Source organism: Hydrogenovibrio thermophilus (assembly GCF_004028275.1).
Lineage (GTDB): Bacteria > Pseudomonadota > Gammaproteobacteria > Thiomicrospirales > Thiomicrospiraceae > Hydrogenovibrio > Hydrogenovibrio thermophilus.
This window is the reverse complement of record NZ_CP035033.1, coordinates 2528568-2551335: the sequence shown is the minus strand read 5'-3', so window position 1 is coordinate 2551335 and position 22768 is coordinate 2528568. Positions and strand designations below refer to the sequence as shown.

Sequence of the window (22768 nt, the reverse complement as noted above, 5' to 3'; positions counted from 1 at the left end):
GAAGTATTTCAATAAAAGGTTAAAGATTATGAGTGGAAAAATAGTACAAGTAATCGGCGCGGTAATCGACGTCGAGTTTAAAGGTGCTGATTTACCAAAGATCTATGACGCGTTAACTGTTGATGAACTAGGGCTAACTCTTGAAGTTCAACAGCAAGTTGGTGATGAAGTCGTGCGTGCCATCGCAATGGGTTCTTCCGACGGTCTGAAACGTGGCATGGCTGTTTCCAATACCGGTGAAGCGATTGCGGTTCCGGTTGGTAAACCAACACTGGGTCGTATCTTTGATGTTCTAGGGAACCCAATTGATAATGCGGGTCCTGTTGAGTCCGACGAGAAAATGACCATTCACCGCGCTGCACCAGCGTTTGAAGAGCTAGCGGCTTCTCAAGAGTTGTTGGAAACGGGTGTTAAAGTTATCGATTTGATCTGCCCATTCGCTAAGGGTGGTAAAGTCGGTCTGTTCGGTGGTGCCGGTGTTGGTAAAACCGTTAACATGATGGAATTGATCCGTAACATCGCCATCGAGCACTCCGGTTATTCCGTATTTGCGGGTGTGGGTGAGCGTACACGTGAAGGTAACGACTTCTATTATGAAATGGAAGAGTCCGGTGTATTGGACAAAGTTGCCTTGGTATACGGTCAGATGAATGAGCCACCAGGTAACCGTCTACGTGTTGCTTTGACTGGTTTGACCATGGCTGAGTACTTCCGTGACGAAGGTCGTGACATCCTGTTCTTCGTTGATAACATTTACCGTTATACCCTAGCCGGTACCGAAGTATCCGCCCTGTTGGGTCGTATGCCTTCTGCGGTAGGTTATCAGCCAACGTTGGCCCAAGAAATGGGTCAAATCCAGGAACGTATCACGTCCACTAAAACCGGTTCCATCACGTCTATCCAAGCGGTCTATGTACCGGCGGATGACTTGACTGACCCGGCACCAGCAACAACATTTGCTCACTTGGACGCAACCGTTGTATTGAACCGTTCGATTGCCGAAACCGGTATCTATCCTGCGATCGATCCATTGGATTCGACTTCTCGTCAGCTGGATCCGTTGGTTGTTGGTAACGAGCACTATGATACGGCTCGTGGCGTTCAAGAAACACTTCAGCGTTATAAAGAGTTGAAAGACATCATCGCGATCCTAGGGATGGATGAGCTGTCTGAAGAAGACCGTGCTCTGGTAGCACGTGCTCGTAAGATGCAACGCTTCTTCTCTCAACCTTATTTCGTCGCGAAAGTATTCACCGGTGAAGATGGACGTTATGTTTCATTGAAAGAAACCATCCGTGGTTTCAAAATGATTCTTTCCGGCGAACTTGACGATGTTCCAGAGCAAGCATTTATGTATGCCGGTGATATCGACGAAGTGCTTGAAAAAGCTAAAAAATATAAGGATTAATTGATTATGGCAGTCTCAATGCAAGTCGATATTGTAAGTGCAGAGGGCTCAATGTTCTCTGGTAAAGCGGATATGGTCTTTGCACAGGCTGCCGATGGTGAAGTCGGCATCCTGCCAAAACATACCCAGCTATTAACTCAGTTAAAGCCAGGGCAGGTTCGTGTCGTCAGTGGCGATGAAGAAGATTTCTTTTTCATCAACAGCGGTGTGCTAGAAGTGCAACCAAGTGTTGTTACCATTCTGGCCGATACCGCGATCCGCGCTGAAGACTTGGATCAAGCTGCAGCTGAAGAAGCGAAACGTCGTGCCGAAGATGCGATGGAGCAAGCGAAGTCTGATACAGACGTAGCACGTGCTCAAATCGAATTGGCGGAAGCCGTTGCGCAGATTCAGACGATTAGCAAGTTGCGTGATCGTTTGCACAAGACAGGATTGTCTTAAGTCAATTGTCCTTTTAGAAAAAGCACCTTCGGGTGCTTTTTTTTTTAGAATTGCAATCAAACAAATTCGATAGAATACGTTTAAGAGCAACCCTAACGGAAGGGTTTGATTGCGGTTTTATGAAGTTTCAGGAGTTTTCATGTCCCTAAAAGTGGTTATCTTGGCGGCCGGAAAAGGCACGCGGATGCGTTCGAATTTACCGAAAGTGCTGCAGCCATTGGCGCAAAAACCGCTTTTAGGGCACGTTGTCGCAACGGCTGACCGACTCGATTGCCAGGACATCGTGACGGTGATTGGTCACGGTGCCGAGTTGGTTGCGGAACGAATCCGGCATCCGAATATGACTTTTGCGATGCAGGAAGAACAACTGGGTACCGGCCATGCCGTACAACAGGCGGTACCGCATTTTTCCGATGAAGACACGGTTCTGATACTCTATGGTGATGTGCCTTTGACCCGTGCCGAAACGCTTCAGGATTTACTGAGCTTGATTGATGACCAACATCCCTTGGCGCTGTTGACGATTAACCTGGACGATGCCACCGGCTATGGACGCATTGTGCGTGATCCGCATCATGCCGTGCAGGCGATTGTCGAGGAAAAGGATGCTTCCCCAGCGGAAAAAATGATCCGGGAAGTGAATACCGGTATTTTGGCTGCGTCCGGAATCTATTTGAAGCAATGGCTGGCGCGTTTGTCGAATGACAATGCACAAGGCGAATATTATCTGACCGATATCATTGCCATGTGTGTGGCCGATGGTTTTGAAGTGCATACCACGCAACCGCAATCGGAAATTGAGGTATTGGGCGTGAATAACAAACTACAGTTACAATCTTTGGAACGACGTTATCAGCAGGCCTTAGCCGAGGATTTAATGGTGCAAGGTGTGACGCTAATTGATGCCAGCCGTATAGATGTTCGCGGTCAGTTGGATGTGGGGCAGGATGTGCAAATCGATGTGAATGTCGTGTTCGAAGGTCAAGTCACTTTGGGGAATAATGTGGTGATTGAGGCGAACTGTGTGATTAAGGATGCCGTGATTGCCGACAATACAGTGATTCACACTTTCAGTCATATCGAATCGGCACGCATCGGCCAAGCCTGTCAAATTGGGCCTTACGCGCGTTTACGCCCAGGAACCGAGTTAGCGGAAGGCGTGAAGATTGGCAACTTCGTTGAAACCAAAAAAGCACAAATCGGGCAGGGCTCGAAGGTCAACCATCTTTCCTATGTCGGCGATACCGTTATGGGACAGGACGTGAATATCGGTGCCGGCACGATTACCTGTAATTATGATGGCGTGAATAAGCATCAAACCGTCATTGGTGACCGGGTTTTCGTTGGGTCGGACACGCAGTTGGTGGCTCCGGTGACGGTGCATGACGGTGCGACCATTGGTGCCGGCTCCACCATTACCAAAGACGCGCCGGCGGAAACCCTGACCCTGTCGCGTTCCAAGCAAATCAGTTTTAAGGATTGGCAGCGTCCGGTTAAAAAATAACCAGGCCTGGCCGATTCTTTCCGCTCACTATCCAAACCGTCGGGTGTCGATATGGTGTATTTAATGATCGAACCGCAACAAGCGGAAGCCTTTCAAAAGCGTATGAATGAGCAAGGGTGGTCGCTCTTCTTTCAAGACGGTGGCCAAAGCCAGTTCATCGGTTGGGCTTATATGATGAAATGGGAAAAGACCTTGGAGGATGAACGCCGGGCCGAAGTGACCTTGCATTATTCCGATAATCACGGTGAGCTGGAAGCCTACCTGGAAATGAACCCGCCTGCAAAGCCGTTGATGGATGCCTTGGTTGCCGAATTGTAGATGATGACTCGAGAAACGTTACAGGCATATCTGGATCTGACTCGGCTGAACCGGCCGGTGGGGATTTATTTGGTGCTGTGGCCGGCGTTGTGGGCGCTTTGGTTGGCGGCGGATGGCACGCCTCCTTGGTCGATTGTGCTGATTTTTATTTTGGGCGCCGTCATTATGCGTTCGGCGGGTTGTGTCATCAATGATTATGCCGACCGCCATTTCGATGGCGACGTGTCACGGACTTGCTGTCGCCCGCTGGCGACCGGCGCCTTGACGGAAAAACAGGCGCTGCGTTTTTTCGTTCTGTTGGGGTTGGTCGGCTTCGGTTTGGTGCTGATGCTGAATCCACTGACCATTGCGCTTTCGTTGGGGGCTTTGTTCCTAGCTGTTTTGTATCCGTTTATGAAGCGGCACACTTATTGGCCGCAGGCGTTTTTGGGTGCGGCTTTTGCCTGGGCTATTCCGATGGCGTTTGCGGCGGTTCAGAATGACGTGCCCTGGCAGGCCTGGGTGATTTTCACATTAACCCTGATTTGGGCGCTGATTTACGATACCGCCTATGCCATTGCGGACTTGGAAGATGATTTGAAACTCGGTATCAAATCGACGGCGATTTTGTTCGGTGAAAAGGTCCAGTGGATAGTGGGCGCTTTTCAACTGATAATGCTGGCCGGTTTTGTGTGGTTGGGTCAATTGTTCGATTTGGGCTGGGTGTATGACTTGTCCGTTTTGGCCGCCGCTGGGTTGTTCGTCTATCATCAGTGGTTATTGCATTTCCAACAGCCCGAACAGGCGTTCCGGATGTTTTTAAACAATCACTGGGTGGGCGTGGTGATTTTGGTCGGCATTGTTGCGGATAAAAGTGTGATACCCTGGCTAGGCACTCTTTAAATTATTGCAGAGTGAAATTATCCGGCATGTCGAGAATCGGCTCCAAATCCAACGACCAATCGGCTTTGGTCAACGCCTTGGACAAGACCTTGAGCAGAACCCCCATCAGTTCCGGGTTATAGCCCAGCTGGATGCCGGCCCCTTCGTCGGGTTCCAAGGCCAGTTGTGGTTCCGGCCCATCCAGATTGCGAAAGGTCATTTTCGCCAATAGAATAGGGGTATCACCCAAAGGGTGCTCCAGATTTTCCGGCTCTTCGTAGGGTTTTTCGAAGTCGCCTTCCAGCTGAGCTTTTTCTTGCCGCAGTTGGCGTTCCGCCGGGTGTTGGTGTTGAACAATGGTTTCGCCGGTTTGCGGGTGTTGGCCTTGCAGTGCCGGAATGAGTAATTTCAGATAACGTCGGGTAATCCAGGCTTGCATGCACTGTTGTTGCTGGGTATGCAGCTGGAACAGGATTCGATCTTCAATGGGCTGATATGTGGCTTGGATTTGTTTGATTTGATCCGACATGAGGCATTTTCGATTGCATAATAATAGAATCATTATACTGCTTTTGAGCGGGATTGCGTGGTGCATACCGCAAACAGTCTTTTCCGAGGATTCCGCCGATTCGGCATCCGATTCTTCCGCGGCCGAAGCCAAATCACAGACCGAAACCGTTGCATCCCCTTCGTCATCGCCTGCCCCGGACAATGCACCGCCTACATCGGAGGGACCGACTCAACCGCCACCGGAGAAAACCTATTTTTTTGAAGGCACGGAAAGCCCGTTATTGAACTTCACTTTCAAGTATCTGGACACCATGCACGATTGGCTCAGTCATAAGGTAGATGATTTCGGCGAACAGGCGGATGACTTTTTCGGAACCGACGACTCCTTTGACCGAACCAAAGGCAGTCGTTTGGACATTATGACGCCGGTCCGGTTTCATTCCGACGGCAGTATCGATACTCAAGTGAAATTTCGAACCAAAATCGCCCTACCAAGAACCAATCGGCGCTGGCATTTGATTGTCAGTTCGGCGGAAGATAATATCAAGGAGTTGTCATCCGGTGGGGCGGCTGGCACGGCCGGAACGGGCAATAATTCACCTTTGAATAATGCGTCGAGCGCCACTTCGCCTCAGCAGGATGATGGCACCAATGTCGGTTTGCGTTATGCGTTGGACATTGCCGGTTTTACCGCTACCTTTGTCGATGTGGGGTTGAATTTTCGTAATATTATTGAACCGGATCCCTATGCGCGGATCAAGTTGCATTACAAGTGGCAGCTCAGCCCTAAATGGTACAGTCGGATGTATCAGGATTTGTATTGGGAAAGTTATAAAGGTGTGGGGCTGAATTCCCGTCAGGTGTTCGACCGCCAAATCAATAACCAGTTTTTATTCCGTTCGCAAACCGAAGCGGACTGGAAAGATAAAGATCAAAACTATTCGTTGTCGCAGAATTTCATTTTTGTCGATCAGGTCAATGTGCATCGTGGCTTAGCCTATTACCTTGGCTGGAACTGGAACTGGACTCCGGATGCTCCTGGGTTCAATTTAAGTTCCTATTCGGTTGGGGTGAATTGGCGGGAGCGAATTTATAAGGACTGGATGTTCTTTGAGATCGATCCGGAAATCAGTTTTTACGATGATACCAATTTCAATAAAGCCGACGCCAGCATTCGCTTTATGCTGGAAGCGCAGTTCTATGATCATAAATAAGTGGATATAAAAAAGGCCTGCAAAGCAGGCCAAAGCACTTTAGACAAGCAACGAAACTTAGAAAACAGCGGTTAGCTGTACGGAAATACGATTATCGATGGAATCCAGAATGTCATTGACGGTATCGTTAGAGTTCGGTGCGTCAACGCTGCGGATTTCGTAGTTGGCTTTCAGGGACGTCTTCTTATTGAAGAAGTATTGTGCGCCCAGCGTTGTGGTTTCGAATACACGCTCGGCATTGGCACCGCCCGTACCGTTTTTATCGGTGGCACTGTTCAGTTTGTCATAACGCACATCCAGTTCCACGGTTGAAATCGGACGATACCCCAAACTGACGTAATAACCGTCGGCTTTCTGATCCGGTAAGACACTGAAGGTGCCACCATCGTCTGGCGTTCTCGCGCCAGACGTTCCGCCGTAAATCATCCCGTCGGCCATGATGTATTCGGCCGCCATTCGATATTTGCCGTTAAAGAAGGTGGTCCCTACACCGCTACGAGTACGGTTTTGACTCTGTTCTGTGCCCGGTGATGTCGGGGTGCCATCATTGTAATCTCGCTTCCCGCTTTGGTTCCAGGCATACAGCTTAAACCCTTGGCGGCGCGGTCCTTTGGAGTCGCCAAAAACCTTTTCGGTGGAGGCGTACAGGTAGGTGTCCATATCTCCATTGTTGTTGGTGACGGCTAAACCGCTGCCGTTGCCGATCATAACCGCATAACTGGTGTCCCAACCGCCGAGATTAAAGGTGTCGAATACCTGCACCCCGGTATCCCGGAAAGCGCCGACCGGGCCATCCCGCTCGGTATTTCCGCTTTCGTATTCAAAGTCTCTTTCCAACAGCAAGCGATCGGTGGCATTCGAGAAGTTGATGTAATTGGCGACGAAAGCGGCTTGCAGACCTTCTTCCGAGCCGGGTGTTTTAAATAAACCGGCGCGTACGCGTGCACCCGGAATGTAATTTAAGGTGACACTGGCGTCGGTCAGTTGACCTTGGGATGCGCCTTTGCCTGTGGTGATACCGTTGTTCCCGAATTCCGCCAGCAGGAAATAGTTCACTTTTTTATCCAACGGAAGGTTGTTGCCGCGTACCCCGATACGGGCACGTTTGACATTGAATCCGCTGGCGCTGTCCAATTGAGGGGCCATTTGGTTAAAGGCCGCCGGTTTGCCTTTACCTGGGCCCGCTTTCAGTTTGGTGTCATCGGTGTGCTGATAGTCCAGTTGCACAAAGCCCCAAAGCTTGGCTCTTGGCGCTTGGTCGGCGGGTTCGGTGCCTTGCAGCATCAACCAGTTGGTGGCGTGCGCCGGAGTGGTGGTGCAAGCCGCGATGATGGCGGCCGGTAACAGTTTGGTTAAAAATTGTTTTTTCATAAGCCTCTTCTCTAGTGTTTTCTATTGTTTTTAGGGTCTATTCAGTTTATTTAAGGGTTAGGTGGTTCAAGGTCTCAGGTAAACGAACCCTTCTTCTTGCAGGTGTGCCAGTTCGGCCACGCCGCTGGGCACGATGTCCTTCTGGTCAACGTCGTAAAGATCACGTTTGTAATCGACGTTCCGGCCCTTCAGGGTGTTGGCGCAGACATCAAACACCACGCCTTGCATGCGCAGACTGTCCACCTTCTGTTGCATCTCCGTGGTGGCATTGGCGGCCTTGAATTTCGGCACGTTTTTCAGGGCATCCTCTTTCAGCAGTAAAGACAGGCCGTTGCCGTGCAGCACGACTTTGATGTCCAGATTATCCGCGCCGACCGCATTGATGTGGTTCTGGATGTTACGTAAGGTGCTGGACTGCTTTTTGGCATCGTCATAATTGATGTGATAAACCACTTTTTGATGGCCATAGCCTTCGGAGGCTTGCGCTGAAGACAGCAGCACCCAGCCGGACAGCAAGGTCAGGACAAACAATTTGGTGACGTTAAGCATCATGGTCTCCTCGGACTCTTAGAGTCGTTTGATTAAGGTTTCAGTATTTGATAACCGGCGGCATTCAACTGCAGAATACGGGCCGCACCGGCTGGCACCACGGTCACGCCTTCGGTCAAAGCTGGTTTGCTTCCCAGAATTTTGGTGAAATGCTTCAGGGTATTGGCACAGCCGCTGAAACGCACGCCGGCGCTCATGAGCGCTTTAATCCGTGGCGTATTGACGTTGCCTTCCAGCATCAAACGTAAGCCGGGGCCGAAGGCGACGATTTCCAAATCCAAATCGCCGGCATCGTAGTGCTTCATCAGATTGTTGGCCACATTCAGCACCAAAGTCTGCTTGAATGGATCCGGGTCGCTGATTTGCAGGACGACTTTGTGAGTGGCAAAAGTATCCGGCAATGGCGGTTCCTCGGCTGCGGCCATAATGTTGGCTGAAAACAACAAAGTGGCGAGCCAGCTAAGAATGAACAGTTTTGTTTTAGGTTTGAACACGTTTTATTTCCTCCAAAGTTTCATGCGTCTTCAAGAGCGCTCTCCCCAATAACGGAAAACCTTCCGGCTTTATTCCAACTTTCTGAGATGGTTATTTCTATGATGGGATAACGGCTCCTTATTTCATGAAACAGTTATATTCTGATAGGTAAAACAAAGGCTTGTCGCGGTCGAAAATTTTGCCTATGATGAAAAAAAGGGAGTTTGAATGATTAGCAATTGGATTAAATTAAAAACCAATCAGGTGAAGTTGAATGCGGTGCTGGAATCGCACTACGCCAATCTTTACCGAATTGCTTACGCCTGGAGTCAGGATGAGTCCTTGGCGCAAGATTTGGTTCAGGACACTATGTTGAAATCGTTGCAGAAAGCCGATCAACTGACGTGTTTTGAAAACGTGGACCGATGGTTGTGCAAAATCATGCATAACCTGTTTTACGATAACTGTCGGCAAAATGCCCGTTGGCATCAGGTGGACGTCGCCGAAGTGGGCGAGCAACTGAAAACGGAATCGATTGAATCCTTGTATATCCGCAAACAGACGATTCAGAACATTCATGATGCCATCGGCAATCTGCCGATCGATCAACGGGAAGTCATCGTTCTGGTCGACCTACAAGGCTATTCCTATCAGGAAGTGGCAGGAATCACCGAAGTGCCGGTTGGCACGGTCATGAGCCGTCTTTCCCGAGCTCGGGAAAAGTTGAAGAAATTGGTCACCAGTGAGAAACTGATTCCCAGTTATCCAGACAATGTGGTCGTTTTAAAGAAGAGTAGCGCGAAATGACGGAAAAATTGAAAACGACACCGCAGGAAATCCATGCCTACCTGGACGGCGAATTATCGTTGCAGGAACGCCAGCGATTTGAAGAAGCATTGAAGTTGGATCCGGCGTTGCGCCATGAGGTGTGCGAGCTGCGTAAAATCAAACAGCAGATGCTGGAGCACTATCAAAAGGTGCCGGTTCCGCCGCGTCCGACGTTTGAACGCCAAGGGTCTAACCGAACTTACTGGGCCGCGGCTGCATCGGTTGCGCTGGTGGTGGCATTGGGCGTCTTTGCATTGCCTTATTCGCCCGCCGATTCGGGGATGCAAGGTGTGTCGGTGGTGCAGAATGAGGCGACCGACAGTCGGATTCTGTTGCATATCGATTCCAACCAGCCGGAAAAAACCCAAGCGCTTTTGCAAAAAGCCAGCACCCTGTTGGCGGAAAACAAAGCGCAGGAGGGTGTGCCGCCGATGCAAATCGAAATCGTGGCCAACGACCATGGCATCGAGTTGTTCGAGCAGGATAATCAGAGCCGTGAAGCCATCATCAGCCTGTTGGCACAATACGACAACCTCAAGTTGATTGCCTGTCAACGGGCTTTGGAACGTCGAGCCGCCAAAGGCGAGCCGGCCAAGTTGATTGACGGTGTCGAGTCGGATAAAACCGCGATCGACGAAATCGTCAACCGTATGCAAACAGGTTGGAAGTACTACAAGTTCTAGGGTCGTCTTTCGTCTTGTTTAAGGCAGTACTTGAGACGGCGGTGAACCGGCTGGGCGGACGCGAAAGCCTTCCGAGAGTAACAGGGTGTCGCCGTCTTGTGTGAAGGTGGATTGCCTTGCATAGACCGGTCTGGTCGGTTCAGTCTCGGGCAAGTATGGCCAATCGGTCGATTGGGTGTGGGCGATTTCAAACGGCGTCCGTTGTACATTGGGAAGCTGAAACAGGATTTCGCCCAAAGGACGATTCCCCAGTTGACGCAGACGGTACCAAGCATTGCCTGGCACGCAGTCGGGAATCACGGTACGGCCGTACACTAAAGGCTCATCGCCGCATTTTAGCAATACACATCGTACCCAGGCCTTGCGGTTGTCGGCCAGTTTCAAACGTTCCGCCTCAAAGCGCAACGGCACTTCCCATCTTTCCGATAAAACCGTCACGTGCATTTCCGGGCAGGCCTGGCGGATTTTGGCGGTCAAGGAACCGGTTTCCAGCAACCATTCCCGGTAAGCGGGTTCGATGCCCAGGCGTCCGAACAGCGCGGCCGGGTACCAATGCAAACGGTCAGGCATGTTTGTAATCCATTCGTTCTCCTATCCAGCGGGTATGCAAGGCATCGACAATGTCCGGGTCGCTGACGGCCAGGGTTTCGGCCCAATGTTTGGCGACTGGAATCCATTCCTGATCCCGCTTCAAGTCGGCTATTCTAAATTGCAGGCCGCCGGTTTGTCGAGTGCCGAGAATTTCGCCCGGGCCGCGTAATTTCAAGTCTTCTTCCGCAATGCGGAAACCGTCGTTGGTGTCGCGCATGATGTTGAGGCGCGCTTTGCCGGTTTCGCCCAGTGGGGCCTGGTACAACAGCACACAGTGGCTTTTTTTGTGTCCCCGGCCTACGCGTCCGCGTAACTGGTGCAACTGCGCCAGACCGAGTCGCTCGGCGTTTTCGATAATCATCAAGCTGGCATTCGGCACATTGACGCCCACTTCAATCACGGTGGTGGCGACCAGTAAATCCAATTCATGGTTCTGGAAAGCCGCCATCATCTCGGCTTTTTCGTCGCCTTTCAAACGGCCGTGGATCAAGCCAACGCGTAAATCCGGCCAATGGTCTTTGAATTGTTGGGCGGTGACCTCCGCCGCCTGAGCGTGCAGTAATTCCGATTCTTCAATCAGCGGGCAGACCCAGTAGGCCTGCACTCCGGCTTTGCACTGTGCATACAGATGCTCCATCACCTCAAAGCGCTTTTGATTGTTCAATACCGCGGTGTCGATGGGCTGGCGGCCGGGCGGCAGTTCATCGATGATGGACAAATCCAGGTCGCCGTAAGCGGTCATCGCCAAGGTGCGTGGAATCGGCGTGGCCGTCATAATCAGCTGGTGCGGATGGGTGTCGTCGTCAAGCTGGCTTTTATCGTGCAACGCCAAGCGTTGGTGCACGCCGAAACGGTGTTGTTCGTCGATGATGACCAACCCGAGTCGGTTGAAGGTGACGCTTTCCTGAAACAGGGCGTGGGTGCCGATGATTACTTTGGCCTCGTTGGATTCGATTTGCGCCAGCATAAAGCGTTTTTCGGCGGCTTTCATGCGGCCGTTAAGCCAGGCGACCGGAATGCCGAGCGGTTCCAGCCATTCCTGAAAATGGTTGCGGTGCTGTTCCGCGAGAATTTCCGTCGGGGCCATAATGGCCACCTGGTAACCGGCGTCGGCGGCTTGAATGGCGGCGAGCGCGGCAATGACGGTTTTGCCGGAGCCGACGTCCCCTTGCACCAGGCGCTGCATGGGGTGCGGTTGATTGACGTCCTGACGGATTTCATCCAGCACCCGTTGTTGAGCACCGGTGAGCTCAAACGGCAAAGAGGCCAGCAGTTGGTTGGCGATTTGGCTGGGTGGAAAGATCGGTGCCTGGCGCTGTTTTTCGGATTGCCGCAACAGTTGCAAGCTCAGTTGGCTGGTGAGCAATTCTTCCAGAATCAGGCGTTTTTGCGCCGGGTGCTGGAACTGTTTGATCAGAAACAGGTCGTCTTCCGGTTGCGGTTGATGCAGCTGCAACAGGGATTCGTTGATGGGCGGCAGTTGCAGTTCATCCAATAAATGCGGGGGCAAGGCTTCCGCCAACGGATATTGCTTGAGTAACGTCAGCGCCTGCTGAATCAGTTTCAACAGGGTTGGTTGCCCCAGTCCTTCGGTGACCGGATAAACCGGCGTCAGGGTTTGTTCCAGCGGCGGCGTGTTATCGCGAGGGAAAAGCTGATACGCCGGGTGCACCATTTCCAGTCCACTGGGACCGGAGCGCACTTCGCCGTAACCGCGCAGTATTTGGCCGCGTTTGAATTGCTGGGCTTGCCGGTAGTGGAAATGGAAGAAGCGGCAGCTTAGGGTTTGGCTGCTTTCGTCCACCAGTTTGACGATCAGGCTGCTGTTGCGGCTCTGCGTCATGTGGTGGCTGATGATTTCCCCTTCAATCAAGGCTTCCTGGCCGATGAACAGATTGGCGATGGGAGTGAGTTTGGTTTTATCCTGATAACGCAACGGCAGGTGGAATAACAAGTCCTGCACCACGAACAGTCCCAGGCGATTGAGCTTTTCCGCCAACTTATCGCCGACGCCTTTCAGGGACGTCAATTTTTGTTGTGCCAAAGGCTGGTTATCGGTTGCGGGCATAGAGGCGGATTCGAAGCGTGTGAAATAAAATCAATTTTAGCAAAAATTCCGCAAAAACACCCAGGCCTGGGCGTTTTTAACATTTGGAACCGAATTTATTCCAGCCAGACTTCGTCTTTGTATTGTTCGGTGTGGGCATCGATTAAATGATAGCCGGCCGAACCGATGTCGGTTTGGGTGTGCTGCAAGGTCAACTTGCCGGTGACGAGAAATGGAAAATCCACCTGATGCAGCTGGATTCCTTGTCCCGGCGCAGTGTCAACCAGAATGGTCTGGTTCACCGGCGGGGCGGGAACGTGGATGCAGGCGCCGAAATAAGGCACAAACAAAAAGCGGGTGACGGTACCGTTTTTAATCGCTAGCGGGGCAATGAAGCCGGCCAGCGCAATGGTTTGGCCATCCAGTTTTTCATTCACGGGGGAGTTGGCGATGACGTCCTGCAGTTTTTCTAAAATCGCTATGCCTTCCGGGCTGTTGTCTGGCAGATCGTTGAGCCGGTTGATGTCGTCTTCGTAGGCCTGCAACAGTTTTTCCGGTTCATAGCCTTCCGGAATCAAATCGCTCCACTTGATTTTACGAGGTTCTTCGGCGACGGCCACCGAAGCGACCAGCGCCCATAAAAAAGCGGGGAAAACAATCGTTATAACGGCTTTGAGCCACGCGGGTTGAGTCGTCAACGGCTGAGTCCTTTGGTTAAACTGGTTCGATACGCCATGATACCCGGAATCAAGCTGATAAGCACGCCCAGCAACCAGGCCAAGCCGATAAACAGCCATTGCTGGGTGTCGGGCCAAGGCAATTGGATAAAGAGACCGTAATGCTCCGCCAGATACGGCGCCAGCCAGGCCAGGCCGCCGTAAAGCAATACGATGCCAAACAGGGTGCCGAGTATCAGGATGAACAGCGCTTCGAAAGCGAACAGCAGCAGCACGTCGTAACCGTGAATGCCGATGGCGCGTAGCACGGCGATTTCATGTTGACGTTCCTTGAGCGTGCTGAGCAAGGTAATCAGCATTCCCACCAGGCCTGCCAGCAACACCATGCTGGCAATTGCCAGCAATCCGCGTTCAAACGGTGCCATGATTTGCCATAAGCTGGCCAGCGTGCTGCCCGGCAGAATCGCCAGCAGCGGTTCGTCTTTAAATTCATTGAGACGACGTTGCATTTTGAAAGTGGTGAGTTTGTTTTTCAAACCGACCAGTACTGCGGTGATGGCTTCCGGTTCCACGATGAGCTTGCGTGCCCGGTCGGCGGATATCTTCAACGGCGATTGCATGCCGCCACGCCAGTCGATGTGGATGGCTTCGATGGCGTCGAGCGAGACTTGTAAACTGTTGTCTACCGGCGTGCCGGTCGGTGCAAGAATGCCGCTGACGGTAAAGGGTTTGTCGTTGTGCTGCGGCGCTAAGCGTCCGGAAGACAAGCCGTGCGACAACACGATGCGGTCGCCGAGTCGGTAACCGTATTTCTGGGCGACTTTCGCGCCGAGCACCACGTCGTATAAGTCCGAGAAGGCCTGCCCTTTCTGGAAAGCGAGCGGTTGTTCCTCACCGTAACGATAATGTTGGTAAAAGCTCGGCAAGGTGCCGATGACCCGAAAACCGCGATGCGAATCGCCCAACGACAAGGGCACGGCCCAGGCAACCTCCGGCATCTTTTGGAGTGTTAAATAGGTTTGGTAGTCGATGTTGTTGGTGGCGTTGCCGATGTGGAATACGCTGTAAAGCAGCAGGTTCACCGGGCCGCTGCGAGCGCCGACAATCAGGTCGGTTTGCGACAAGGTGTTGAGGAAACTGTTTTTGGTTTCCTTGCGCAAGGTGTCCACGCCGAGCAGCAACACCACGCTGATGGTGATGGAAAACATTGCCAGCAATAAACTGCCTTTGCGGTTCCAGGCGCTTTTGAGGGCAAGAGACAGCAAGGTCATGACGCCGCCTCCGAAACACTGGCTTGATTGAGTTGGGCCAGGTCGATTTCCTGTTGGAAGTGTTGTGCCAAATGGGCGTCGTGGCTGACGAATACGAGCGTGGCACCGGATTGCTCTGCCGCGGCGAACAGCCAGTCAATGAAACGGTCGCGATTGTCGGCGTCCAAAGCGGAGGTCGGTTCGTCGGCGATAATCAGTTCCGGCCGTCCCATCAATGCACGGGCAATGGCGACACGCTGTTGCTGGCCGATGCTGAGACGGTTGACGGGCTGGGCCAGGATGTTGTCCGGCAGTTGCAGTAATTTTAACCAGGCCTGCGCCTGGTGTTGCGGGTCGGGTTCCTGTTGACGGCGGTGTTTGGAAAAACTCAGCGGTAACAGAATATTGTCCAGAGTGGTCAAATAGGGCAGCAAGTTGAATTGTTGGAAAATGACGCCGAGATGGTCGCCGCGAAACCGGTCGCGTTGCAGGGCCGATAAACTGGCCAGCTCGGTGCCCAGCACGTTTAAATGCCCGCTTTGGGCGGTGAACACGCCCGCCAGCAAATTCAGTAAAGTGGTTTTGCCGCTGCCGCTCGGCCCTTTGATGAACAGGTGTTCGCCACGTCGGACATGGAGTTCAGGCAGGTTCAGAGTGTCTTGCACTTGGCCGGGCCAGCGATAGCGAAGCTGTTCGATTTCAATCACGGCGGATGCATGCATGGCGGAACGACTCGATGACGGTTATTTGAATGAAATGCTCGGTTGCTTGCGCGATAAGGTGCCGCCGGATTGCTGGTCACTGAGCAGCCATTGCGCGCGAACCGTTTCCAGTTGTGGCCAGTGTTGGAAAAGATTTTGCAAATCTAGGGAGGACAGCGCCTGCGGATTTTGGCAACGGTAAGTGTATTCGATGTGGACATCTTTATGGGTGTGGCCAGACTTTTCATGCTCATGCTCATGCTCATGCTCATGCTCATGCTCATGCTCATGCTTGGCGTGGAATGGGTTGTCAATAAGCGCCGACTGTTGCTGACAGTTTGCTTCTGGATTAAAGGTCACCAGCGGTTCGGTTTTGATTTGTTGAAGCCGTTGTTTGATCATGTCTTTTTCCGTTTCGGAATGCGGCGGATGTTCAAAGCCGAAGACATTATGCGCCGGGCTGTTGATTTCCAATAGGATGTCCGATTCCACTTGGGCGAGATTGAGTTCGGCCACGCCGTGTTCGTGGGCGGCATGGGTTTCGGCTTGAACATTGGCCGCGAGCAGACCGGGGACGGCACAGATTAGAAGCGTGAGCGGGCGAAGTGTCATGTCATTTCCTTCGATAAGGTAACCGTGTTTAAAATTCGTTTTGAATGGCTTTGTAGCCGCTGACCAATTGGTTATTGGCCTGAACGACCGATTCGGAAAACTCCGACAGTGTAGCGGTTTTGGCCGGGAAAAGGCTTAAATCAGTGTGACGGTCGATGTGTGCGGTGGACGGCACATAGAAGCCGTGCGGCAAGTCGCAGCCGTCAACCACGGAATTATGGCGCACCACCACTTCGTCGGCCACGGCGCAATTGAACAGCACGCTGTTGAAACCGATGAAAACGCCGGAACCGATTTGGCAAGGGCCGTGAATGATCGAGCGGTGAGCGATGGAGGTGCGTTCCCCGATGGTGACGGCGGCCCCCGCTTTGGAGTGAATGACCACGCCGTCCTGAATGTTGGAGTGGGCGCCGATGACGATGGGATCCATCTGGCCTTGTTCATTGACTTCGTCGGCGCGGATAACGGCGTAAGGGCCGATGAAAACGTTTTCGGCCACGACGATTTTACCGCACAGAATCGCGGTCGGGTCCACAAAGGCGGATGGATGAATTTGCGGCAAATCGCCGCTGGGGTTGTGTCGAATCATGAATCAGGCTCCGTGTTGCTGGCAGGTGCGGCAGGTGCCGTGAATTTCTAGGCTGGGTTGGTCGATGTGAAAGTGGGTGAGTTCGGCATTGGCTTGAATCGCCTGCCATAGCACATCGGATAGAGGCGTTTCTTCAATGCCGCCGCAGTGGTCGCACATCAAAAACTGGGTGAGCTCGCTGTGGGGGGCTTTTTCATGCGCATGGTGGCACGCCACGTATTGGCGCGTCGAGGCCAGGCGGTGAATCAGCGATTGCGCTTCCAAAAAGCTCAGGGCGCGGTAAATGGTCATCGGCTGGGTGCCGCTTTGTTCGTCAAGTTTGTACTGCTCCAGCAGTTCGTAAGCGCTCATGGGTTTGTCGGCTTCCAGCAGCAAGCGCAACACCTTTTCACGAATCGCCGTCAAGCGCTGGCCGTTGGCTTGGCAGGTTTCGTGGGCGAGTTTCAAGCGTGCGTCGATATCGGTCATGGCCATCTCCTATCAAGCATTCGGCGCGGCGGATTCGGCAAAAGGGTCGTCCATTTGTGTCCAATAAGTCACGCCGGCGTAAAGTTCTTCATCGGTCAATAAACAGGATTCTAACTGTTTTCGAGTGGCGTGTTCATCCAAACCTTGTCCGATGAATACCAATTCCTGGCGCATGTCGCCGAAAGGTTCCACCCATTTGGAGCGAATGAAGTCGCGGGATTCCTGATCGTCCGGCCAGCGGTCTTCCGGCACGGCTTTCCAGAACATCCCGGCCCAGTGATGGTGGGCGATACCGCCGGCTTGGCTCCAAATACCCGCCATTTGCGGTTGGCTGGCGAGCCAGAAATACCCTTTGGAGCGGATGAGTTTGCCCGTTGGCCAAGGCTGGGTCAGAAAACGGTGGAACTTGACCGGGTGAAACGGTTTGCGGGCGGTGAAGGTGAAACTGCCGATGCCGTATTCTTCGGTTTCCGGCACGTGTTCGCCGCGCATTTCCTGCAACCAGCCCGGCGCTTGTTGGGCCTTTTCGAAATTGAATTTTTGGGTGTTGAGTACCGTTTCGAGCGGAATCTTTCCGTGTTGCAAGGTGTGGATGTCGGCTTGCGGATTCAGGGAATGCAGAATGGCGCGCAGTTCTTCGATTTGGTCGTGTGTCATTAAATCGGTTTTGCTGATGAGCAGCACGTCGGCGAATTCGACTTGGTCGATGAGGAGGTCGGCAACGCTGCGTTCGTCTTCGTCCCCGAGGCTTTCCCCGGCTTCCTGCAACGATTTGGCTTGACGGAAATCGGTGAGGAAATTGCCGCCGTCCACCACCGTGACCATGGTGTCGAGCCGTGCGACGTCCGACAGGGAGAGGCCGTTTTCGTCTTCGAAGGTGAAAGTTTCAGCGACCGGCAGCGGTTCGGAGATGCCGGTGGATTCGATGACCAGATAATCGAATTTATCGGCCTTCGCCAGAGCGGACACTTCCAGAAGTAAATCTTCACGTAAGGTGCAGCAAATGCAGCCGTTGGACATTTCCACCATTTTTTCTTCGGAACGATTCAAGCTGACTTCACCTTCCACCAAACTGGCGTCGATGTTGATTTCGCTCATGTCGTTGACGATGACGGCGACGCGTAAATTCTGGCGGTTGTTCAGAATGTGATTGAGCAGGGTGGTTTTACCGGCGCCCAGAAAACCGGACAGCACGGTGACGGGAAGTTGTTTCATGGCGGAGTCCTCACGAATGGATGAATAATGATATGTTATAACATAACATATAAATTTCAAGTCCTGTTGAGCGTTATTTTTCAGTGGGTTCGATGGCGTCACTGGAAGGCGGAAAACCACCAGGCCTGGTGGGTTTGTGCCATCGGGCGTAAACCTTATTTTTTTCAAAATCCGGCATGGTCAACCGCGTATGATGATGAAAAACGGAGGAAAAGCCATGAAACGGGTATGGAAAGCATGGGTGTTCGGCAGTGTGTGGGTCTGGAGTTTGTTCGGGGCGGCGAGTTGGGCCGAGGGCTCTGGTGACGATTTCTGGGCGGCGTTGCAAGAAGGCGGAAAAGTGGTGTTGATTCGGCATGCGCAAATTGACCGCGAGTTCGGCGATGCGTTTTTGTTGGACAGCAGTTGTTTCAGTGAACGCAATTTAAATGAAGATGGTAAGGCGCAGGCAAAGAAGATCGGTGAAGAGTTTCGAGCGCACGGCATTCAAGTCGATCAGGTTCTGGCGAGCCCACATTGCCGAACCCAGGACACCGCGAGCTTGGCTTTTGGCGAATTTGAAGTGATGCCCGAGTTGCGCCTGATTCGGGCGTTGCCGGAAGAGAAAGCGAAAGCGAACTTGCAGGTTACGCGCCAATTGATCAGTCAATTCAACGGTGAGGGAAATTTGATTCTGGTCACGCATCGCCCCAATATCGGTGAGCTGATTTACCAGCGATTGCAGCCGGGAGAAATGGCGGTGTTGGAACCGCTGGGCAGTGAGCCGGGCGATACGGTCTTTGATTTGATTGCGCGTTATTCTGTCGCGCCTTAACGGTCGTCAGGCCCAGTCGGCCAGAATGACCGACCAAATAGTTAAGCAATCACCCACTGTCCTTTGCCGCGGCGTTTCGCTTCGTACATGGCTTTGTCGGCCATGTTCAAAATGTCGTCGACGTTCTTTTTCGAACCGCCGTCAAAGACCTTGAGGCCAATGGAGGCATTCACGCATCCGGTGACGTCGTTTGGCAGTTGAATCGGCTGTTTGATGGAGTGGATGATCTTGTCCGCAACTTGGGCGGCGAAGCTTTCATTCTGAATGTTTTCCAGCAGAATCACAAATTCGTCACCACCGAAACGCGCGGCCAAATCGGTTTTGCGGATAATGGTTTGGATGCGGTTGGCGGCTTCCTTCAGCAGGATATCGCCGGCATTATGACCGTACTGGTCATTGATGGCTTTGAAACCGTCCAGATCGATGAACAGAATCGCATTGGTCTGGTCCTGGCGATCCAGCCGTAGAATGGAGCGTGACAGTTCGTTCACCAACAGGCGGCGTTTCGCCAACCCGGTCAACTGGTCATAGTTGGCCATGTGATAGGACTCTTCGATCAGTGCTTCTTTTTCGTCGTTCAATTGATTGAAGGCTTGGGTCACGTGGTTGTAATAGGTGGCAATCAGGGAGGCGTCGGAATAAGGTTCCACCATGATTTTTTTGCTGAAATCCTGGTCTTGGGCCTGGGCGTTCATGGCACGCGCCAAGTCGAACATGGACGTGGAAGCCTGGTGCTCGCTGATGTTTAAGCCGAGAATTTCTTTGGCTTCGGAGACGCGCAAGGCGTAAAAGTGGTTGATGATTTTCAGCATGATGTAGGTGACCGTGAAGGTCAGGAGGCCTACGAAAAAGATACCGATGGTTTGGGTTTTGAACTGCTGCCAGAACAGCGCTTCCTCCACCAGAAACGCCACGGCTAGGGTGCCTGCGATGCCGGCAAATAAATGGACCGGAACGGCCTCGATGGCGTCGTCAATCCGCCAGCGGATGAGTAGAATCTTGCCGACTAAATACGCCAGATAACCGATGGCACCGACCACCATGGCGCTGAATGGCGAGGCCAGATGAGCGCAGGCGGTGATGGCCACCAGTCCGGCCAGAATGCCGTTGATGATGTCGATGACCTGATAGTAACCGGTCATCAGGCGGCTGACGATGAGCCCGGCAATGCCGCCGACCGCACCCGCAATCAAGGTGTTCAGCACCACTTTCCCGGTTTCGATATTCAAGGCCAGCACACTGCCGCCGTTGAAGCCGATCCACCCCAGCCAGATTAAAAAGACGCCGAGGGCACTGTAAGCGAGGTTGGCCTGTTCAAACGGCCGTTCGTTGTTTTCAAAGCGGCCTAATCGCGGGCCGATAATCAAAATGGCGGCCAGAGCCGCCCAACCGCCGACCGAGTGCACCACGGTGGAACCGGCGAAATCGATGAACCCCATCTGAGCGAGCCAGCCGTCGCTGTTCCAAATCCAGTGTGCTTGAACCGGGTAAATGAACAAGGAGACGATGATGGCGATGATCAGGTAAGAGGTGTATTTGGTGCGTTCGGCAATGGAACCGGAAATGATGGTGACGGCCGTGGAGGCGAACATGGCGTGGAACAAAGTCAGCACTAGGCCGGATAAAGAGTCTTCGTAAAAGAACAGCTTGTCCCAGCCGATCCAGCCGTTTTGGCTGCTGCCGAGCATAATGCTGGCACCGATGACGACGAAAATCATAAAGGCGATCAGGAAGTCACTGACATTTTTGATGGCGGTCGAAATCGAGTTTTTGGTTCGGGTGGCGCCAGCTTCAAGGGCGGTAAAGCCAGGTTGCATCATGGCGACGAGAACGGCGCTGATGAGAACCCATAGAATATCAATCGGTTGTTCACTCATCGTTATCGATACCTACGCTCAGGGTAAATATCTTTGACAAGCAAATTTTATACCTTTATTAAAATGTGCTTATAAAATAAAAGTGTTTGAAACAAAACGGGTTTCCGGTTGAAAAATGTGATGTCGGAGTGCGCTTTTTTGGTGTGGTATTGTTTTTTTTGAGTGCGAAAGTGCCCGGAAATCGACTTGTTTGAGGCCGATTTCCGTCTGATGTCTAGGGCTTTAGGAGGGTTCTACGTCTTTAGTAGGCGGATAAAATCATCACGCCGTCCATTTCGACGTCCGTGCCTTTGGGCAGTTCCTTGACGCCGACCGCGGCTCTGGCCGGATAAGGTTGTTCAAAATACTGCGCCATGATTTCGTTGACGGTGGCAAAGTGACTCAAGTCGGTCAGGAAAATATTCAGTTTGACGATGTCTTGCAGGGTGCCGCCCGCCGCTTCACAAACCGCTGACAGGTTTTTGAAGACTTGATGGATGCGCTCGGAAATTTCACCCTCTTTCAGTTCCATGGTGTCGGGAATCAAAGCGATTTGACCGGAAAGATAAACGGTGTTGTCGACTTTGACGGCCTGGGAATAAGTGCCGATGGCTTGCGGAGCTTTGTCGGTGGCGATGATTTCTCGCATGGTGGTGTCCTCGTTGGATGTGTAAACAGTGGTTTGGATTTTAGCACAGAATGTCGAACCTGTGACCGACGAGAAAACCGGCGGCGGCCTCAAAAGCTTATAACGGTTTTGACCAGGCCTGGCGGCTTTGGTAATGGGCATTCAAGCTGTTTAAAGGGTTTTGTGGGTGTCTTGCTTTATGCTATACTTTGGGTATTTAAAATATTAGCCTAGGCTAAGTTTTCAATAAGATGAGAAAAATATTGTGAAGACGTATTTGAGCAAATTGATCTTGGTGTGCATCGGTTTTATGGCGCTTCAGGTGCAGGCCAAGCCTTTGAATGTGGTGGTGACCACCGGCATGATCGGTGACTTGGTGACCAATATTGGGCAGGATAAAGTGACGATGACCGCCTTAATGGGTGCGGGGGTTGATCCGCACTTGTATAAAGCCACCCATGGTGATTTGCGGCGACTGCAACGAGCCGATGTGATTTTTTTCAATGGCTTACACCTGGAAGGCAAAATGCAGGAAGTCTTTGAAAAACTGGCGCGGAAAAAGCCGGTTTATGCGGTGACATCGGAATTTCCAAAGGACGCGATTTTGCACTTCGGACAGGCACCGGATCCGCACGTTTGGTTTGATGTCAGTCTGTGGGAGCAGGCCGGTCGTTTGGTGTTGGAAAAATTAATCCAGCACGATCCGGCCAATCAGGATTTTTATCGCCAGAATGCCAAGGTGTATTTGCAACAGTTGGCGGATTTGAATGCTTGGGTGAAAGACCAGGTGCAGACGATTCCGGCCGGACAGCGGGTTTTGATTACCGCGCACGATGCTTTCGGGTATTTCGGGCGCGCCTACGGCATGGAAGTGCGAGGGCTGCAGGGTATCAGTACCGCCACGGAGTTTGGGTTGCATGACATCAAACGTTTGAAGGATTTGATTCTGGAGCGTCATATCAAAGCGGTGTTTGTGGAATCGAGTGTGCCGAAAAAATTCCTGAAATCGTTGGTGGCGGGTGTGAATGAAGCCGATGGCCATCTCGCCATTGGCGGCGAACTCTATTCCGACGCCATGGGCTTGTCCGGTACGCCGGAGGGCACCTATATCGGTATGGTGAAACATAATGTGAATACCATTGTTGGGGCCTTGAAATAA

The 22768-nt window shown here is 52.2% G+C and carries 25 protein-coding genes; 10 read left to right on the top strand and 15 right to left on the bottom strand.

The genetic code is table 11. The features are described from left to right. The first annotated feature begins 25 nt into the window (after nt 1-25). The 5 genes from atpD to ubiA all read left to right on the top strand — a co-directional run bounded on the left by atpD (nt 26) and on the right by ubiA (nt 4553). Nucleotides 26-1408: a F0F1 ATP synthase subunit beta gene (gene atpD / locus EPV75_RS11925; RefSeq protein ID WP_185748180.1), complete on the top strand. Its 1383-nt coding sequence runs from the start codon at nt 26-28 to the stop codon at nt 1406-1408. A 6-nt stretch (nt 1409-1414) separates the two neighbouring features. Beyond that, nucleotides 1415-1849 carry a F0F1 ATP synthase subunit epsilon gene (locus EPV75_RS11920; RefSeq protein WP_029939160.1) on the top strand — a complete coding sequence of 145 codons (435 nt, stop codon included), beginning with the start codon at nt 1415-1417 and terminating at the stop codon, nt 1847-1849. A 139-nt stretch (nt 1850-1988) separates the two neighbouring features. Continuing rightward, a complete protein-coding gene (gene glmU, locus EPV75_RS11915; RefSeq protein ID WP_128385542.1) occupies nt 1989-3353 on the top strand; it encodes a bifunctional UDP-N-acetylglucosamine diphosphorylase/glucosamine-1-phosphate N-acetyltransferase GlmU in 1365 nt (454 codons plus the stop codon). Nucleotides 3354-3416: 63 nt separating this feature from the next. After that, nucleotides 3417-3671, top strand: a complete 255-nt coding sequence (locus EPV75_RS11910; protein WP_225972338.1) for a hypothetical protein — start codon at nt 3417-3419, stop codon at nt 3669-3671. A gap of 3 nt (nt 3672-3674) precedes the next feature. Further along, nucleotides 3675-4553: a 4-hydroxybenzoate octaprenyltransferase gene (gene ubiA, locus EPV75_RS11905; RefSeq protein ID WP_404811346.1), complete on the top strand. Its 879-nt coding sequence runs from the start codon at nt 3675-3677 to the stop codon at nt 4551-4553. Between the two features lies 1 nt (nt 4554). On the opposite strand, the gene EPV75_RS11900 is transcribed toward ubiA, so the two are convergent. Next, a complete protein-coding gene (locus EPV75_RS11900; RefSeq protein ID WP_128385540.1) occupies nt 4555-5061 on the bottom strand; it encodes a hypothetical protein in 507 nt (168 codons plus the stop codon). A gap of 43 nt (nt 5062-5104) precedes the next feature. On the opposite strand from EPV75_RS11900, the gene EPV75_RS11895 reads away from it, so the two are divergent. Further along, nucleotides 5105-6256 (top strand): hypothetical protein, encoded by a 1152-nt coding sequence (locus tag EPV75_RS11895; RefSeq protein WP_128385539.1) that lies wholly within the window; start codon nt 5105-5107, stop codon nt 6254-6256. A gap of 57 nt (nt 6257-6313) precedes the next feature. Here EPV75_RS11895 and EPV75_RS11890 read toward each other — a convergent pair whose 3' ends face one another. From EPV75_RS11890 to EPV75_RS11880, 3 genes are all read right to left on the bottom strand, one after another. Further along, on the bottom strand, nt 6314-7627 hold the full coding sequence (locus tag EPV75_RS11890; RefSeq protein WP_128385538.1) for a porin family protein: 1314 nt from the start codon (nt 7625-7627) through the stop codon (nt 6314-6316). Between the two features lie 66 nt (nt 7628-7693). Next, a complete protein-coding gene (locus EPV75_RS11885; RefSeq protein WP_225972337.1) occupies nt 7694-8179 on the bottom strand; it encodes a DsrE family protein in 486 nt (161 codons plus the stop codon). Between the two features lie 29 nt (nt 8180-8208). After that, nucleotides 8209-8670, bottom strand: coding sequence for a DsrE family protein (locus EPV75_RS11880; RefSeq protein WP_068646526.1), 462 nt, complete (start codon nt 8668-8670; stop codon nt 8209-8211). A 208-nt stretch (nt 8671-8878) separates the two neighbouring features. On the opposite strand from EPV75_RS11880, the gene EPV75_RS11875 reads away from it, so the two are divergent. Both EPV75_RS11875 and EPV75_RS11870 read left to right on the top strand, forming a co-directional pair. Further along, on the top strand, nt 8879-9457 hold the full coding sequence (locus tag EPV75_RS11875) for an RNA polymerase sigma factor (RefSeq protein ID WP_051673471.1): 579 nt from the start codon (nt 8879-8881) through the stop codon (nt 9455-9457). Continuing rightward, complete coding sequence (locus tag EPV75_RS11870; RefSeq protein WP_128385537.1) at nt 9454-10161, top strand: zf-HC2 domain-containing protein; 708 nt, start codon at nt 9454-9456, stop codon at nt 10159-10161. The genes EPV75_RS11875 and EPV75_RS11870 overlap by 4 nt, the downstream gene beginning before the upstream one ends. Before the next feature lie 18 nt (nt 10162-10179). Here EPV75_RS11870 and EPV75_RS11865 read toward each other — a convergent pair whose 3' ends face one another. The 9 genes from EPV75_RS11865 to zigA all read right to left on the bottom strand — a co-directional run bounded on the left by EPV75_RS11865 (nt 10180) and on the right by zigA (nt 18311). Continuing rightward, nucleotides 10180-10731: a chorismate--pyruvate lyase family protein gene (locus EPV75_RS11865; protein WP_128385536.1), complete on the bottom strand. Its 552-nt coding sequence runs from the start codon at nt 10729-10731 to the stop codon at nt 10180-10182. Further along, nucleotides 10724-12820 carry an ATP-dependent DNA helicase RecG gene (gene recG / locus EPV75_RS11860; RefSeq protein WP_128385535.1) on the bottom strand — a complete coding sequence of 699 codons (2097 nt, stop codon included), beginning with the start codon at nt 12818-12820 and terminating at the stop codon, nt 10724-10726. The genes EPV75_RS11865 and recG overlap by 8 nt, the downstream gene beginning before the upstream one ends. Nucleotides 12821-12915: 95 nt before the next feature. Next, the gene (locus tag EPV75_RS11855) at nt 12916-13497 is read right to left on the bottom strand and encodes a DUF3299 domain-containing protein (protein WP_192893997.1); all 582 of its coding nucleotides are present in this window, start codon (nt 13495-13497) and stop codon (nt 12916-12918) included. Further along, nucleotides 13494-14747, bottom strand: a complete 1254-nt coding sequence (locus EPV75_RS11850) for an ABC transporter permease (protein WP_128385533.1) — start codon at nt 14745-14747, stop codon at nt 13494-13496. The genes EPV75_RS11855 and EPV75_RS11850 overlap by 4 nt, the downstream gene beginning before the upstream one ends. Next, nucleotides 14744-15448, bottom strand: a complete 705-nt coding sequence (locus EPV75_RS11845; RefSeq protein ID WP_128385532.1) for an ABC transporter ATP-binding protein — start codon at nt 15446-15448, stop codon at nt 14744-14746. Before EPV75_RS11845 ends, EPV75_RS11850 begins: the two co-directional genes overlap by 4 nt. Before the next feature lie 21 nt (nt 15449-15469). Continuing rightward, a complete protein-coding gene (locus EPV75_RS11840) occupies nt 15470-16039 on the bottom strand; it encodes a ZrgA family zinc uptake protein (RefSeq protein WP_128385531.1) in 570 nt (189 codons plus the stop codon). 28 nt (nt 16040-16067) lie between these two features. Continuing rightward, nucleotides 16068-16628 (bottom strand): LbetaH domain-containing protein, encoded by a 561-nt coding sequence (locus tag EPV75_RS11835; RefSeq protein ID WP_128385530.1) that lies wholly within the window; start codon nt 16626-16628, stop codon nt 16068-16070. 3 nt (nt 16629-16631) lie between these two features. Beyond that, the gene (locus EPV75_RS11830) at nt 16632-17096 is read right to left on the bottom strand and encodes a Fur family transcriptional regulator (protein ID WP_192893996.1); all 465 of its coding nucleotides are present in this window, start codon (nt 17094-17096) and stop codon (nt 16632-16634) included. A 12-nt stretch (nt 17097-17108) separates the two neighbouring features. Then, nucleotides 17109-18311 (bottom strand): zinc metallochaperone GTPase ZigA, encoded by a 1203-nt coding sequence (gene zigA / locus EPV75_RS11825; protein WP_128385528.1) that lies wholly within the window; start codon nt 18309-18311, stop codon nt 17109-17111. A 217-nt stretch (nt 18312-18528) separates the two neighbouring features. On the opposite strand from zigA, the gene EPV75_RS11820 reads away from it, so the two are divergent. Further along, nucleotides 18529-19125: a histidine phosphatase family protein gene (locus tag EPV75_RS11820; protein WP_192893995.1), complete on the top strand. Its 597-nt coding sequence runs from the start codon at nt 18529-18531 to the stop codon at nt 19123-19125. 41 nt (nt 19126-19166) lie between these two features. Here EPV75_RS11820 and amt read toward each other — a convergent pair whose 3' ends face one another. Both amt and EPV75_RS11810 read right to left on the bottom strand, forming a co-directional pair. Continuing rightward, nucleotides 19167-21002, bottom strand: a complete 1836-nt coding sequence (amt, locus tag EPV75_RS11815) for an ammonium transporter (RefSeq protein ID WP_128385526.1) — start codon at nt 21000-21002, stop codon at nt 19167-19169. A gap of 241 nt (nt 21003-21243) precedes the next feature. After that, nucleotides 21244-21630 carry a RidA family protein gene (locus tag EPV75_RS11810; RefSeq protein WP_029939138.1) on the bottom strand — a complete coding sequence of 129 codons (387 nt, stop codon included), beginning with the start codon at nt 21628-21630 and terminating at the stop codon, nt 21244-21246. 256 nt (nt 21631-21886) lie between these two features. Here EPV75_RS11810 and EPV75_RS11805 point away from each other — a divergent pair, with 256 nt between their 5' ends. Beyond that, nucleotides 21887-22768, top strand: a complete 882-nt coding sequence (locus tag EPV75_RS11805; RefSeq protein ID WP_225972336.1) for a metal ABC transporter solute-binding protein, Zn/Mn family — start codon at nt 21887-21889, stop codon at nt 22766-22768.